This is a genomic window from Mycobacterium sp. (assembly GCF_049281135.1).
In the GTDB taxonomy this organism is placed as follows: Bacteria; Actinomycetota; Actinomycetes; order Mycobacteriales; family Mycobacteriaceae; genus Mycobacterium.
The window spans coordinates 1-14,818 of sequence record NZ_JBAPRN010000296.1; the positions used below are offsets into that span (position 1 = coordinate 1).

Annotated in this window: 15 protein-coding genes; 4 read left to right on the forward strand and 11 right to left on the reverse strand. The window is 65.9% G+C overall.

From position 1 onward, the window contains the following. From eccCa to WAN02_RS12005, 4 genes are all read right to left on the reverse strand, one after another. Positions 1–3,530, reverse strand: a 3,530-nt coding sequence (gene eccCa / locus WAN02_RS11990; protein ID WP_422264389.1) for a type VII secretion protein EccCa, incomplete at its 3' end; no start/stop codon positions are given. A 2-nt stretch (positions 3,531–3,532) separates the two neighbouring features. Further along, entirely contained in the window at positions 3,533–5,026 is a 1,494-nt protein-coding gene (gene eccB / locus WAN02_RS11995; protein WP_422264390.1) for a type VII secretion protein EccB, read from the reverse strand. Between the two features lie 73 nt (positions 5,027–5,099). Continuing rightward, positions 5,100–5,420 (reverse strand): DUF2710 family protein, encoded by a 321-nt coding sequence (locus tag WAN02_RS12000; RefSeq protein WP_422264391.1) that lies wholly within the window; start codon positions 5,418–5,420, stop codon positions 5,100–5,102. 65 nt (positions 5,421–5,485) lie between these two features. Further along, complete coding sequence (locus WAN02_RS12005) at positions 5,486–7,132, reverse strand: DUF5631 domain-containing protein (protein WP_422264392.1); 1,647 nt, start codon at positions 7,130–7,132, stop codon at positions 5,486–5,488. Positions 7,133–7,233: 101 nt separating this feature from the next. Between WAN02_RS12005 and WAN02_RS12010 the strand changes: the two genes are divergently transcribed. After that, the gene (locus WAN02_RS12010; protein ID WP_325685646.1) at positions 7,234–7,377 is read left to right on the forward strand and encodes a hypothetical protein; all 144 of its coding nucleotides are present in this window, start codon (positions 7,234–7,236) and stop codon (positions 7,375–7,377) included. A 4-nt stretch (positions 7,378–7,381) separates the two neighbouring features. Here WAN02_RS12010 and WAN02_RS12015 read toward each other — a convergent pair whose 3' ends face one another. From WAN02_RS12015 to WAN02_RS12040, 6 genes are all read right to left on the reverse strand, one after another. Then, positions 7,382–7,693, reverse strand: coding sequence for a DUF2694 family protein (locus WAN02_RS12015; RefSeq protein ID WP_422264393.1), 312 nt, complete (start codon positions 7,691–7,693; stop codon positions 7,382–7,384). Then, positions 7,690–8,007, reverse strand: a complete 318-nt coding sequence (locus WAN02_RS12020; protein ID WP_422264394.1) for an ESX-1 secretion-associated protein — start codon at positions 8,005–8,007, stop codon at positions 7,690–7,692. The genes WAN02_RS12015 and WAN02_RS12020 overlap by 4 nt, the downstream gene beginning before the upstream one ends. Positions 8,008–8,049: 42 nt before the next feature. Then, positions 8,050–9,261 (reverse strand): DUF4226 domain-containing protein, encoded by a 1,212-nt coding sequence (locus WAN02_RS12025; protein WP_422264395.1) that lies wholly within the window; start codon positions 9,259–9,261, stop codon positions 8,050–8,052. A gap of 90 nt (positions 9,262–9,351) precedes the next feature. Further along, positions 9,352–9,714 (reverse strand): DUF4226 domain-containing protein, encoded by a 363-nt coding sequence (locus tag WAN02_RS12030; protein WP_422264396.1) that lies wholly within the window; start codon positions 9,712–9,714, stop codon positions 9,352–9,354. 29 nt (positions 9,715–9,743) lie between these two features. Beyond that, positions 9,744–10,577, reverse strand: a complete 834-nt coding sequence (locus WAN02_RS12035) for a C40 family peptidase (protein ID WP_422264397.1) — start codon at positions 10,575–10,577, stop codon at positions 9,744–9,746. Further along, a complete protein-coding gene (locus WAN02_RS12040; RefSeq protein ID WP_422264398.1) occupies positions 10,574–11,356 on the reverse strand; it encodes a helix-turn-helix domain-containing protein in 783 nt (260 codons plus the stop codon). The genes WAN02_RS12035 and WAN02_RS12040 overlap by 4 nt, the downstream gene beginning before the upstream one ends. A 142-nt stretch (positions 11,357–11,498) precedes the next feature. On the opposite strand from WAN02_RS12040, the gene WAN02_RS12045 reads away from it, so the two are divergent. From WAN02_RS12045 to WAN02_RS12055, 3 genes are all read left to right on the forward strand, one after another. Then, the gene (locus tag WAN02_RS12045) at positions 11,499–11,915 is read left to right on the forward strand and encodes a WhiB family transcriptional regulator (protein WP_422264399.1); all 417 of its coding nucleotides are present in this window, start codon (positions 11,499–11,501) and stop codon (positions 11,913–11,915) included. A 76-nt stretch (positions 11,916–11,991) separates the two neighbouring features. Beyond that, a complete protein-coding gene (locus WAN02_RS12050; RefSeq protein WP_422264400.1) occupies positions 11,992–13,374 on the forward strand; it encodes an acyl-CoA dehydrogenase family protein in 1,383 nt (460 codons plus the stop codon). A gap of 6 nt (positions 13,375–13,380) precedes the next feature. Beyond that, positions 13,381–13,713: a GNAT family N-acetyltransferase gene (locus WAN02_RS12055; protein WP_422264401.1), complete on the forward strand. Its 333-nt coding sequence runs from the start codon at positions 13,381–13,383 to the stop codon at positions 13,711–13,713. Here the strand turns inward: WAN02_RS12055 and WAN02_RS12060 are convergent. Beyond that, a complete protein-coding gene (locus tag WAN02_RS12060; protein ID WP_422264402.1) occupies positions 13,710–14,591 on the reverse strand; it encodes a TIGR03854 family LLM class F420-dependent oxidoreductase in 882 nt (293 codons plus the stop codon). The two genes, WAN02_RS12055 and WAN02_RS12060, sit on opposite strands and share 4 nt — an antisense overlap. Positions 14,592–14,818: the final 227 nt, after the last annotated feature.

Below are 14,818 nucleotides of genomic sequence, written 5' to 3' on the forward strand. Positions count from 1 at the left end.
GGAGTAAAGCGCTGAGTGATCGCCTGGCCGATCGCCGCCAGCGTCGTCGTCTTGCCGCAGAGTTGGCGGCCCATCACGAGCATGTTGGGCGATGTCCGGAGGGACAGCGCCACCGGTTGCAACCCACTCTCCCCGATGGCGAACGGAATGTTGAGGGCGTCGGCCCCCTCCGGGGTGCGGTCGTACGCCTCGACGATCTGCGTCAATGCCACCCGCTCGGGCAACCGCGACAGCCGCTCCACCCGGTCTGCGCCGGTGACTTGAGCAATGACCTCGCCGATACCCCGGGCGCTCACTCGCTGATTCTCGGTTCCGGTGATCTCCGGTACCCCGATCAGCAACTCGTGGCCCTCGCGGGTCAGGCCGAAACCTGGCCGGTCCAGCGTGTTGCGCGCGGCCTTGCGCCGTTCCATCGAACTACCCATCTGCGACTCGTCGGGGTTGCTCAGCCGCAGCTGGATGCGTGCGTTCGACACATTCAACAGGCCCTGCTTCTGGCCGACGAACCAGCCGTTGGCGCTCGTCATGACATGAACGCCGTACGAAAGTCCTTGCCGGGCAATCGCGATCGCGCGATCCCCGGTCGCGAAGTCTTTCTCGTAGAGGTCGCCGTAGTTGTCGATGATGAGGAATACGTCGCCGAACTTGTCTTCCGGATCGGTTCCGCCACCGCCGGCTGCGCCGAACCGTCGTTCGCGGAATTCGGAGATGTCGATCTGATAGTGCTTGAACGACGCCTCTCGGGCGCGAATCAATCCCTCGATCGTCGCGATTGTTCGCGACACCCCTTCGGTGTCGTTGAGGCTCACCACACCGGCCACGTGCGGCAACTCTTCCATGGGGTACAGCGACGCCCCGATGCAGAAGAACGTCACCCGTTCCGGGCGGTACATCAGCGCGGCCGATGTCATCAACGTCATCAGCGTGGTGCTTTTGCCGCGCTGGGCGGTGGCAACCACCATCACGTTGTCCATCTCCACGTCGATGGAATGCACTAGCTGCGTGTGGTCCTCGGGAACGTCGACGATCCCGATCGGCAGGATCAGACCCGGGTTCTGCCCGTAGTCGACGTGCCACGGTTTCCCACGCCAGTAACCGACCAGCGCATCGACTGGCTCGCTGATTTCCAGTGGGGGAAGCCAGATTTGGTGGGGCAGTCGAGCCTGGGTCGACACCAGGGAATCACGGATGACGTCGAGCAGCTTCTTCTTTCTGAAGCCGTCGGCGTGGAACAGGAACTCGTCGGGCTCGTCCGGCTCGTCGGCGACGGCGAGAGCCGCGGTGTCTTCGGCACTGAGTGGCTGGTATTCCCAGGTGAGTGGCCGCGGCTGGGAGAAGCTCACGTCGATGGTCCGGTTGACGTTCGCGACTTTCTTGGGCAGCACGAATGGCGCTGACAGATAGAAGCAGCGGAACGGCTCCAGGTCACGCGGGCCGACTTTCATCAGCGCGTAGCCGTTTTCCTTCGACGGCAGGTGCAACGCGGCGTCGCTACCGATGACGTCGCGCGAATCCTCGGCCGTCTCCGCGCGCAGCGCGACCCGGAAGGCAATGTTGCTCTTGGCTTTACTCAGCGACGAGAGGTCGAGACGCTGACCGCCGAGGGTGAAGAAGACGTTACAGCCGCGACCTTCCTGACCGATGTGAATAACCAGCTGGATCCACTCCTGGTGGTGGTGGAAGAGCTCGAGGTACTCGTCGATGATGACCAGCAGAATGGGGACCGGCTCGAGATCCCTTCCGGCCAGCCGCATTTCCTCGTACTCGTTCGCATCACGCGCGCCTGCCTCTTTGAAAAGTCGGTAGCGCCGATGGATTTCGCCGTCGATCGCCTTGCGCATCCGCTCGGCCAGGTGCCGCTCGTCCTTTCCGAGGTTGGACAGCGACCCCGCGACGTGCGGTAGGCCCGCCAAGTCCTGGGCGGCGGACTCGAACTTCATGTCGACGAAGATCAGGATGAACGTCTCGGGCGAATGCGTCAGCGCGATGCCGTTGGCGAGCGACAGGAAGTACTCCGACTTGCCCGATCCCGATGTTCCAATCACCACGGAGTGGAAACCGAAGCCGCCGAAGTCTTTTGCACGGAAGATGACGTACTGCAACTCGCCGCCGGGTTTGACTCCGACCGGCACCATCGCCCACTTCGCGTCGCCGCGTCCGCGACTGTCGGCCCACAGCCGGTCGACGTCGAGTTGGCGTGGATCGTTGATGCCCAGCGCCCGCAGCAATTCGCCTGCTTGGCTGTCGGTTTCGGACAACTCCCCCGCACTCATCGGCGACCAGCGCGCCAGAGCCCGCGCGTAGCGGTAGGCGGTGCTCTCGGCCAGCATGTCGGCGATCGCGTAGAACGCGTCGCGGTGATAGAGGTGTCTGTCTCGCAAATCGAAACGCTGATCTTCGTCGGCGAAACCGACGCCGAGACCCGACCGGGTCGCCAACCGCAACACCGTGATTCCGGCCATGCCTTTCTGTCCGGTCACGCCCTCCCACTGCTCAGGTGTGCCGATGTTGTCGTCGACGATGACCCAGTGCGGGCCGAGCCTGGTGCCCGATGACTCCATTGCCGAGGGCATCGACGTTGGGCTGGTGCCGACCGGCGGGGCCCACGGCCCGCGGCCCTTGCGGTGCAGCTCGGCGTCCAGTGCCTCCTCCAACTCCGTCGGCGACGCGAACAGCAGCCGGCGCAGACCGCATGCGTCGAACATCTCGTCGTGCTGATTGTGCGGAAGCCACACCAACCACGACCACAGCTCCGGATGGCGGGTCACCACCATCAGCTTGAGGTCATTCGGGCTGTGATACACCGCCAGCGAACACAGGATCGACCGCGCAAGATTGTGCAGCTCGGCCGGGTCGGGGCCGATGAAGCTGAAGCCGGGCTTGGACCGCAGATTCAAGACCTTGCCGATGCCGCGGATCTTGCTCTGCTCGAGGATGAAATCGCGCAGCGCGCCGCCGGTGACTGGTTCCAGCTCCTCGCCGATCGGCACCTCCGGCCACTGCAGCGACACCGCTGAGTCGCTGGCCTGCTGGATGCCAGTGCCGAGGCGGACATCAAGAAAGTCCGGGTCGTCCGGACGGCGCTCCCACATCCGCGGGCCGCCGATCACGGTGTCGAGTTGTTGCGGGTCGCCGTGCACGAACAGCTGGCTGCGACGCAGATCTTGCGCGGCACGCTGAACTTCTTCGCGATCCTCGTCGAGCTGGCGCAGATAGATACGCCGCTGCTTTTCCTGCTCACCCCAAGAGATTCGCCGGCCTCGGCCGAAGCGCCCGCTGAACATCAATGCGCCGAAGCCGGCCAGCCCCATCATCGGGAAGAAGCCGGACTGCAGCGACCGGACTCCGGAGGTGTACATCACCACCAGGGTTCCGATGATCCCGACCAGCAGCGCGGGCAGCGCGATCATCAGCAGGATGTTCCGGGGCTCGCGTTCCGGCAAGGCCAACGGGGGTGCGATCGCCACCCGCACCGGCGGAACCATTGGGGCCGGTTTGCGCATGCCCCTTACGAAGCCGCGTTTGGACATGCCTAACCTCCCGCTTGTGGGTTCGCTTCTGGAACCGGCGCGACCGCTCCGCCGCCGGTGAGGGTATCGCGCGCCAGCAGCGCGCTGTCATGGCTGATGGCCGGCCCGGCCGCGAACGTGCGCACGATCGGCCACGGTGCCTGGACGGCGCTGCCCGGGTCCAGGCTCAGCGGGTCAAGCGTCTTCCTGTCCCACTGCACGCCGAATCGAACCCCTTGCGGTGAAAGCCAATACAGGCTTTCGCGGCTGCCCGAGCTGGCGACACCACTGGTCGTCGCGACGAAATTCGCCGCACCCGGCAGCACCAGTGCCTGGTCGGCCTCGACTGACTCGGGCGCGCGGTCGTCGCGCACCAGCCGAACCAGGCGTGGATCCATGCTGATCGGCACCGGCAGACCGCGTCCGCTGACGATGGTGATCGTCGCCTGCGGGTCGGTCGTCTGCTTTTGCCACGCCACGCAGGTCACCGGATTGACCGCTGTGTCAACGAAATTCAGCTTGCCGGACGGATAGAAGCCGACATTGAGGACGTCGACGGCCGGGATGTGGATCAGCTTGTCAGGAGAGATCAGGGTTGGGGTGGCCGACGCCTGGGCGGTAGCGGTGCGGAGCAGGTCGGCAACGAAGCTGGTGATCTTCTGCACCCCGTTGGTCAGCAGCGCGTAGAAGCCGGTGACGACGCCGTTCGCGTCGCGCGTCTCGAGAACGCTGCCGACCGGCGATCCCGGTAGCCACGTGGACGGTGTACCTAGCTCCGGGATCAGCGGAATCACAAGGGGTTCCGTCGCCGGCATCGCGTCGAACAGCGCGTTGGAGATCTCGATCGGATAGGTGAGGCCGGGATCCAGCCCCAGGTTGAAGGTGACCGATCGGTCGGAGGGGTCGATCTGGGACCGCTGGCCGCCCCACACCACATAGGTCGCGCCCTTGTGCGTGACAAGGACGGCCTGCGTCGGCTCCATCGGGGCCGCCCGGCCGCCGGTCGAGAGCTCGCCGGCGATCGACGTCACCACTGGCATAGTTCCGCTGCCTCGGGCTGGTGCGATATCGCACACCGACCACGCCGACACCGAATTCGGGGTGACGGTAAGGCTATCCGGCACACCGGGAATGCCGACGATCGGGCCGGTCGGGTACTTGGCGATCTCAGCTGCCTTCACCCAGGTCGGCGCGGCAGCGTTGCCGACGGCCAGCCGCGCCGACGTCAGATTGAGCGCGGGATACAGCCGGCCGTTGATCTTTGCATAGACCGCTCCGGTGTCACGGTTCCCGATGATCGCGGACTGCCCGACCAGACCGGCCGGTTTCATCACGTGCAGCAGCGCCATCCAGCCGATGCCGATCAGCACGAAGACCATCGACAGCGCCACTGCCGCTTGCTGTTTGCGGTCATCGTGCTTCATTCGCACCGAGAACCGGGTGATCGCGGCCTTCAACCTGCGGTTGTAGAACAGATGCCCCGAGTTCTGATCCCGGTTGGAGAGATTGAGTGGCACGGTCAGCGTCCTTCCGGCGAGCGATCAGCATCCGCCTGCCGCTCAACTACATTGTGCGACAACAAATCCCACGTCACTGCAGGGCTCCGCCGTACCGGGCCTGGTTCTCAGCTTCGGCCTCTCCCCGCAGGGCGGCGATAGCCAGGTTCAACCGGTCTGCCAGCTCGCCATGGGTGTAACCCGACATCACGGTCGGGTGCAACGCCAATTCGACCAGCCGGCCGTCGGAATTCGCCACCGCCTGAATATCGCCGAGATCGACACTGTAGGTGATCGTCTCGGCCTGGCCGACGAGCGCTTCCCACTTATCGGCGGCCTCACTCAGTTCACGCAAAACCGATTCGACGAGATCCTTGTCGCTTAGCTGCGCGCGACTGCCTGGCCCCGGCATCATGACAGTATCTAGACCCCTCCGACCAGCGTCAATTCATTGTCTGCAGGCTTGAGCATCGCAGTCTGTCACGGACCGTCCTTCCAACCGCTGGCCGGTGGCGCGCTCAGCACCTGGAACCACGCGAAGTGGTAATTCGCACTGACCTGATTCTTGGTGGCGATACCTTCGGTCGCGGCCAGCAGCAGACAATTCAGCAGTAGCCCCGCGTCAATGTCGGGATATTGCGCCAATAGCTGATATCGCGACGTGTCCAGGTAGACCCGCAAAATGTCGATCTCGGCTTCGACGATGCCGGTGCCCGCGGCACCCGCCCTGGCCAGCGTGTTGACCATCCGCGGCAGACCATCGCGCCAATGCGTCGCTTCGCCGAGCACCCAGCCCAAGTCGTCGACCGCCGGCAGCTCGCGCGGCTGCGACGAAGTGTCGGTGACCTCGTAATCGGTTGCCCAACCCAGTGGATCGCCGGGGGCGTACTTCGCCGTCAACGTCGTCTGGCCAAGCAACGCCGCCGCGGTACCCGTGCGCTGGGCCGGCTCCAGCAAGCTGACCTCGGCGGGCAACGTGATACCTGGCGGTATCCAGCCGTGCGCAAGGTCGGTCACCAACAGTGTCGTGCCGTCTTCACGGCTGCCCATGGCCCAGCGCAACCCGGGTTCTTGCCGCGCCACGAACTTGAGCAGCCGTTCCAGCCTGTCGTGCTCCGATTCGGCGGGCTCGACCACTGGCAACTGCCGGGTGGCCGCGGTGAAGTCGATCCCGGGCTCCGAGCGAGCGGCGGCAGGCGCCGGGCTCGACGGCTCGACGGATGGCATTTCGAAGGCCAATGGTTCGACGACCACTGGTTCGACGACCACTGGTTGGACAGCCAGTGGTTCAACGATCGGCGCCTCTGCGAGAGGCGTGATCTCCTGCAGCAGCGAGGCGAGTTCCTCGAGGACCTCCGTGTCGTCGGATTCGAACGCGTGTTGCGGCTGCGACTCCTCCGGTTGGGCGATCTCCGGCTCGGAGGCTTCCAGCTCGTACGTTTCCGGCTCCGCGGTTTCAAACTGCGCGGTTTCAAGCTCCACGGTTTCCGGCTCCGCGGGCTCGGCCAAGGGCGGTCCCCAGTCTTCCAGCGGTGCAGGTTCCCAGCTTTTCGGCTGCTCAACGGAAGGTGCCGGCTGGAAGTCCTGCGCCGGCATCGCCGGTGCGGGTGCGACGATGGGCGGCATCGGCTCCCGCTGGAAGTCCTGCTCTGCCGCCGGCGCGGGTACGTCGATGGGCGGGGTCGGCTCTGGTCGCGGTGGTGCGATTTTGAATCGCGTTGTCTTCTCGGTGTCGCCGGCACCATTCACGGGCCAGTGCTCCGTCGGCAATTTCGACTTCATGTTGTGAAGGTGACGAACTGTCGACTCGACTCGGCGCACCGCGAAGGCGCGCGCATCGTTGATAACCCTGGCTTCTTCTGCCTGTCGGGTGGAATCGATCAATCCCGCGCAACGAATGTTCTTGAGTTCTTCATTCGCCGAATTGACTATCCGCTGCAAGTCGGACTTCAGGTATTTGACAAGCGGAGCGGTCTCGGCGGTAACTGTGGACAGCTCAGCAGGCCACAATCCGCCGGTCACCCACGGAGTGCAGTCCACCGGCGACCGGAAGGCCGGGATCTTCAGCGATTCTTCAGCAGCTCTTCGGAGGCGCTGACGCGCCGTATTTCGCCCGAAGATTGCCACCGGCCAAGCCTACCGTCATCGCCAGTACCTCTCCTGCGCTGCTGTTGGTTGAAAACGGCGGGTGAATTGTGCGAATTACGGCATCTGAGTAGCGTGAGCGTGTGGCTGAATCGGGGCTGCAGCAGCAGTTGAATGAGGTGCGTGCGTTGCTGGGCCGAGCGCGAGAGTTGTTCGGCGCCAATCCTGTCGAGCCGCCCACCGATATCGCCCCGGATCGCGACGCCGTCAAGACTTGGATTCGCTAGTTATTCAGTCGGTGTCGTCCCGCCGGGGTAATTCATGCGCGACGAGTCTTTCGATCGCGATGTCGAGATCGTCGGTGGTGGGAACCTCGGCTGACGGGGTGTAGCCGGCCGCCACGATCTCACCGCGGACTTCCATCACCGCCTTGAGGTAGGAGACGTCGGCGGTCAGCAGGATGCCCTCCGTCAGGCTTTCCGCGTCGGTGTTCATCACGGCCTCGGTCAGCGTGACGCTGTGCATGTATCCACCGCGACATGAGCGCACCAGGATGTGGCCGCTCGGATGGACGGTGTCGAACGCAGGATCGGCCTCAGTCATCGACCGTCGTCGGAGACACGTTCGAGTTTCTCGGCGGCCTCTGCCTCGTGCTGTTCCCACATGCCGGCCGATTTTGTCAGGTTGTCGGCGATGTCCGCGTGATTGTCGGCCTGTTGCTCGTAACAGAGCCGCCGTTGCTCGAGCAGTTCCCGCCCGGCCTCGCGCAGCTCGCCGAAGATCGGGCCCAGCGAGTCCAGGCTCTGCTGAATCGCCTCGTGCGACGCGGGCAGGGTTCGCAGATATTCGGATGTCTCCTGGTGGTGGCCGGCGGCTTCACGTAAGTGCGCGGGCACCACGTGGATTCGGTCTGCCATCCGCTGTCTCCTTCTGCCGTGCCGGCGCGAGCCGGACTACTTCTAGGCGGTCTCGGTTCTCTGGGCGATCGCCGGCCTGGTGGGCGCCGGTGGGGCGGTTCTGTTCGGCTCGGGTGCGCTGACCGGCACCGGCGGGTGCTCCCAGCCTAGGAAGCCAGGGCCGTTCACGGTGGAGATGTGCTGGATCTGGCCGTTCAACAGCGCCCGGCTGTCGCCGAGCGCAAGTGCGTGACGGTCGGTGAACATGCCGATGTCTCCGGGCGCGAGCTGCGACGTGTCTACCGGATCGTTGACCGCGGTACCCGGCGGCGGAATGGTCATCCCCTCCCGACGGAACGCGTCCGCGATGGGAGTCCCGCTGGCCGCGGCCTCGATCGCGGCCGCCAGCTGTGGGCTTGCGGCGGTGAGGGTCTCGCCGTTCGGGAGTGTCGCGATCGTGGGCCCGGCGGCAGGCTCGGCGTGTTCATGGCCGGCCCGCTCGGGATCGTCCTCGTCGGACGCCAGCCGGTCCCCGGGCTCGTCGGTCTTCAACCGCTCGTCGTCGAGATCCTTCGGCGACAGTTGCTCGTCGCCACTCGGCAGGGGCCCGGGCAGCGCCAGTCCCCCGGGCATCCCCCACCCGGCACCGCCCGGTAGGCCGCCCCCGCCGAATGACGGAATGCTGGGCGCCCCCTCGGGGGTCGGCGCAGGTCCCGACACGGCACGCGCCGGCATGTCCTCGGGCGGCAGGCCGGGATCGTCGTCGGACATCACACCGAAATACGGGTCCGGATCGGGTTCCGTTGCAGGCGAGCGGGTTTGGACAGTATTGGGCCCCGGTGCAGCGGGCTCGGATCCCGCAGGCGCGCGCTTGTCGTCCGTGGCATCGGTGCCGGGCTGGGCCGAGTTGTACAGCGACGTCCACGCGGCCATCAGAGCCGAGTTCGAGGTGTCGTCGAGGCTCGCGCCCGCGACCACGGCACGGATGTCACGCAGCTTGCCGATCAGGTACCGCTGGAAGTCCCGAGCTCCGGCCGGTGTGTCGAGATCCGACCGCGTTGCCACGGCGCCCTCGATGTCGCGCTGCAGTCTGGTGAGGGCTTGCGTACCGGCGGCGGCCTTCTGGTGTGCGTTGAGAACTGCTGTCACTACTTGCAGGTCGACCTGCGCGGTTGTCGAGTTCTGATGTGCCAGAGCAACTTCCGCGTTTCTGATCGCGTCCGCTGCATCGCCCTCCTGATGTTCGGGGGCGGGCGCGTCGTCAGGCGTCGTCATCGCTGTCCTGCCTGAACATGGTGGCGACAGTAGCCACCGGACCCCCGGTCGACAATTCACTCGTGTGCACAACCCGACGTCGCTCGGGTGCTAGCCGGCCGACCCGGTGTAGTGCTCACGCAACGTCTCCAGGACGGCCTTCTTCGCGTCGCCGAGCTCGCGAGCGGTCGACACCACGGCCGAGATTTCACGCTGCTTGGCGATCAGAAACTTCTGGAACTCACGCGCACCCATCGCGGTATCGAGGCCGAGGGCGGCCTGATTGGCCACCGCTCCGTCGATCTCGGCCGCGATTCCATCCAGGCGGCGGATCGCTTCGACGGTTGCCGCGTGTGCTTCGGCGATCGCATCGGCCAGGGCACGGTCGGCGTCGGCAACCGCGGCATGCCGCGTCGACAGCGCGGCCTGCCGCTCCCCGATCGCAGCGCTCGTGCGTCCGGCCTGTTCTGGCATCCCTGGTTCGTGTTCGCCCACCATTGCCGCTACCCCGTTGGGCGCCGGATCTGCACACCGGCGCCGAGCGGACTGATCCGCACTGTCGCGCCGGAGTGGGGGGCCTCGACCACCAGGTTGTTACCGATCGCCAGTTGCACGTGTCCTGCGGTGGGGAAGACCAAGTCGCCCGGACGGACGTGCGAGCGCGGGATCGGGATTCCGTCGTATATCTGCTGATATGTGGTGCGGTCCAAGTGAATTCCCGCCCGCGCGTAGGACCATTGAGTCAACCCCGAGCAATCGAACTGGTCCGGGCCGGTCGCGCCCCACACGTAGGGCCGGCCCAGCCGGGACAGCGCCGCCCGCACCGCGATACCCGCGCGGCTGTTCGGCGGAGGCAGCCGCAACCCCGCCGGGTAGGCGCCGTGGTGCAGCATCCGATAGCGCACTGCCCGCCACCTCGACCGATGGCGACGCGATTTGCGACGGGCGGCCAGCACATGCGCCTGCTGTGCCCGCAATCGTGCTACCCGGCGGCGGATCGCTTCGCGCTGAGCGATCGGGTTGTCCGGCAACGCAGTATCGGCGCGGGCCTCGTCGAGCACCCCCTTGGTCAGCCCCTGAGCGTTGGCGTGATCCCGGTGGGCTTCCTCGACGGTGGCGGCCACTGCGGCGTCGGCCGTCGCCGCGGCTCGCAGATCGTCGCGGCTACGGTTCACCGCTGACTGGTAACCGCCTTGTACCGCGGCGGTATTCAGCGCTGCGGCGCGTTCCAGTAGTCCGTCGTACGGCGCCAGCCGGGCGTCCACCGCCACCGACCCGGTGCCGCCGGCGAACAGCTCGTGGGCGCGGCTCAAGGCCGCCAACTCGTTTCCGCTCACTGTTGCTCCCCCTCGTCGATCGCAGCGTCAACATCGGTCTCATCGGCGTGATCGGCGAATGCCCGGACCCTCGGAAGCGCTCCCGGCGGGATGACTCCCCTATTGCGGATGTCCCATATCTCGGCGGCGGTGACACCGATCAGCGCGGCAATCACCGGTTCGGGCAGCGACGATTCCGCGCACGCCCGATCGAAGCGCGCGCTGAGGCTCATCGGCATCCGCTCGATGAGCTCTCCCCGAGTTGCTTCCAATGCCTGCAGATGCCGCATGAGCCGTCCTGCCGATGCCGCGTCGGCGTTGACCACCTTCCGCCAGGAGTTGGCGGCCAGCATCTCGGCCTTCACGCACACTCCGATCACAGAGAGAATATACGTCTCGTATTCGTTTGATGTGCTCACAGGCACATGGTCGATCAACGATTTGAGTGCATCGCGGTGAGCTTCGGCGTATTCCTCGTGCATGTCGGTGTCGGTGTGCCGGTCCACCACGATCGGCCCAGTGATCCGCTGCGGCGGCGGCTCGGGTGGACTCGGCGCGGTCAGGCGTTCGAGTTCGGCGGCGGGATCGGCGGCCACCACGAGCCGCGAGTAGGTGCCCGGCGGCAGTCCAAGTCCGTTCTCTACCTTCTGAACTGTGCCTTTGTGCGGCTTGCGGGCGCCTCGTTCGAGGTAACTCAGGCCCATGATGCTCACGCCGGTCACCGATGCGAAATCGGCCAGCGACCAGTCACGCGCCTCCCGGAGTTCTCGGATGGCCGCGCCAGCCGATTCGCGGCTCACCCTGCGGCTCCGGCCATATCCGGATCCTACACAGCCGTATACGTTCTCCAAGAGTTATGCGTTTTTGTAGCCTTTCTCTTGCCAAACTCGGATCTGACTGTATACGATTCCGCATACGTTTTGGTACTAAGGAGGCGGACAGATGGGGCATCCATGCTCGGTCAACCCGGAGATGTGGTTCGGCTACGCCGATGACGACGGCGGCGATGGCGCCGCCAAGGCGCGTGCTTACGAGCAGTCGGCCACCGAGGCCCGGCTGCAATGCCTGCGGCGTTGCCCGTTGGCGCAGCAGCGGCTGTGCGCGAAGTATGCCGTGGAGAACCGCGAGGAATACGGCGTCTGGGCCGGCATCAAGCTGCCCGGCGGCCAGTACCGCAAGCGCGAGCAGCTGGCTCAGGCGCATGCCACCCTGCGCCGGATCGCGGCGGGGGAGATCAGTCCCCGGCAGCTGGCCGACAATGCCGCCTTGCTGACGCGGCGCGAAGGGGACACCGCGCGGGCCACCGCGACCGTGTTTCATCTGCCCCTTCGCCAGGTGGGTCCGCGTTCTGCGGCCTGATCCCGCGCCGTCGCGGCGGCGGGATTGAATCCGTCGACAACGGGTAATAAAAGGTCAACCGACCCGGGGGCCTTGCATGACGTTCGACCTGACGCCGACCGCGGCACAGCACGACCTGGCTCGGCGAACCCACGAGTTTTCCGAATCGGTCATCCGGCCGGTGGCCCTGGACTACGACCAGAAGCAGGAGTTCCCCTGGCCGGTGCTCGAAGAGGCCGCCCAGCGCGGTTTCTACAGTCCGCTGTTCTATCGCGATCTCATCGGCGACCCGACCGGCCTTTCGCTGCCGATGTTCATGGAGGAGCTGTTCTGGGGTTGCGCCGGAATCGGTTTGGCGATCGTGATGCCGGCTCTGGCCCTCTCGGCGATTGGCCAGGCCGCCTCCCCCGAGCAGATGCTGGAGTGGGCGCCACAGTGCTTCGGCTCGCCGGGTGACCTCAAGCTCGCGGCGCTGGCGATCTCCGAGCCCGAAGGCGGCAGCGACGTCCGCGATCTGCGGACCACGGCCAAACGCGACGGTAGCGACTGGATACTCGACGGCCACAAGATGTGGATCGGCAACGGCGGCATCGCCGACGTTCATGTGGTCAACGCCGTCGTCGACGAAGAGCTCGGTCACCGTGGCCAGGCGTTGTTCGTCGTCCCGGGCGGCACACCGGGCCTGGAGCTGGTACGCAAGCTCGACAAACTCGGTTGCCGGGCCTCGCACACGGCGGAGCTGAAATTCAATGGCGTCCGGATTCCCGAAGGGAACCTACTCGGCGGGCAGGACAAGCTCGAGCACAAACTCGCCAAGGCGCGCGAGGTCGTCGCGGGTGGAAAGCGCTCCGGCTCAGCCACATTGGGCACTTTCGAGCAGACTCGTCCGATGGTTGCCGCGCAGGCGATCGGCATCGCGCGAGCGGCCCTGGAGTACGCCACCACTTACGCCACCCAGCGTGAGGCCTTCGGCGGGCCAATCATCGACAACCAGGGCATCGCCTTTCCGCTCGCCGAGATCGCGACACAGATCGACGCGGCCCGGCTGCTGACCTGGCGCGCGTCCTGGATGGCTGCCAGGGGAATCGCGTTCGAGCGCGGGGAAGGCTCGATGTCGAAAATGGCGGCCAGCGAGGTCGCGGTTCGCGCGACCGAACGGGCCATTCAGACGCTGGGCGGTTGGGGCTACATCACCGACCACCCGGTCGAGAAGTGGTATCGAGATGCCAAGCTGTACACCATCTTCGAGGGCACCAGCGAGATTCAGCGGATCGTCATCTCCACCGCGCTCGGCGCCACGGAAGGTGCGCCGCCGCTGCACGTCGAGCTCGAACCGACCGGCGGGCCCCTGAATCGGGTGTTCGGCCGCGGCACCCTGTTGCGGGGCCGAGTTGCCGACGCGGCGCTTGCCGTAAAGGACCGGGTCCCCGAGCCGCTCCTGCGGCTCGGCATGCAGGTCTTGCGGCCACCGCGAAAATGAATAGCTATGCCTACTGATAAGACCGGCGCTGAGGCCACCGTCAGCGCCGCCGAGGGGAAGTACACCATCGCCGTCGCCGGCGAAACCGTCGGGCTTGCAGCCGTCGCCGACCGCGACAACCAGCGGGTTTTCTACCACACCGAAGTCGAGGAGCGGTTCGGCGGACGTGGGCTGGCCACCATTCTGGTTGCCGCGGCGCTGGAGGCGACCCGAGCGAACGGCAAGCGTGTTGTCCCGGTCTGCCCGATGGTGGCTGCCTTCATCAAGAAACATCCCGAGTTCAGCGACATCACCGACAAGGCCACCCCGGAGATCCTGCGCTGGGTGGAAACGCTCTAGTTCTCCCGGCCGGCCAGTTCGGCGACGAACCGGTCGATGAACGCGCTGGCCGGCCCCGTACTCGCTTGGCGGATAACGAATTTCGTCAAACCGGCGTCGAGGTACTTATCGAGTTGACGATGCAGCTGATCCCAGTCGGCGGCCACCAACTCGGCCGGATCGACGTCCGGCCGGCGGCGACGGACCGCGGCGATCAACTCGGCTGGCAGTTCGCCGTCGGCGACCGCCAGCGAAATGCCGTAGTGATCGGGTTCGATCTGCCGGTCGGCTTCCGCGGCCGCCCGCTCGATCGCCTCGCGGCCGGCCCGCGCCTCGTCGGGAGTCAGGAAACTGCCCAGCCATCCGTCGGCCAGCGTGCCGATTCGCCGGAACGCCGCCGGTGCCGAGCCGCCCAGCCAGATGTCTAGCGGGGGATTGGGCCGCGGCGCGACGGCGGCCGCGGTCACCGTGAAATACCGGCCGCTGTAGCTGGCCGGCACGTCGACCAGTGCCGCACGCAGGATTCGTAATGACTCGTCGAAGACCGCCGCGCGCTCCCCGTCGGGCACCATGAACACTTCACGCTCAGCGGGAATGGCTGATCGGAGACCGAAGACGGGGAGGACCCGCTTGGGTGCGATTGCGGCCAGGGAGGCCAGTTGCTTGGCCACCAACACCGGGTGGCGTCCCGGCAGCACAGCCACCGACGTTCCCACTTTCAATCGCTCGGTCCGGGCCAGCGCGTACGCCATCCCGACCACCGGATCCACCGCCGGTGAGTAGACGAGTTCGGAGAACCACAGTGAGTCGACCCCGCTGCTCTCCAGATGATCGACGATCGGTGCGAGCTGATCGGCGGGAGTGTTGAGACCGAGCCCGATCCCGAAGCGAACCTTCATTCCCATCCCAACACGGCGGACCCGTTAGTTGTGCCCGCCGGCGAGTATTTGCACGCGCGCGGTTGAATCTGCCGGGCAACTGTCCCGAGGAGTACGGGTTCTACGAACCGCTTTGCGGTCCGCTGCTCGGCCGCCTTCGGCTCGCGTCGCGGTTCAACTCTTCTGTACAGCGACCGATATGGGTCAGTAGCCATTTGATCGCGCCGGCAGGTTGGGTGCTTCCGCCG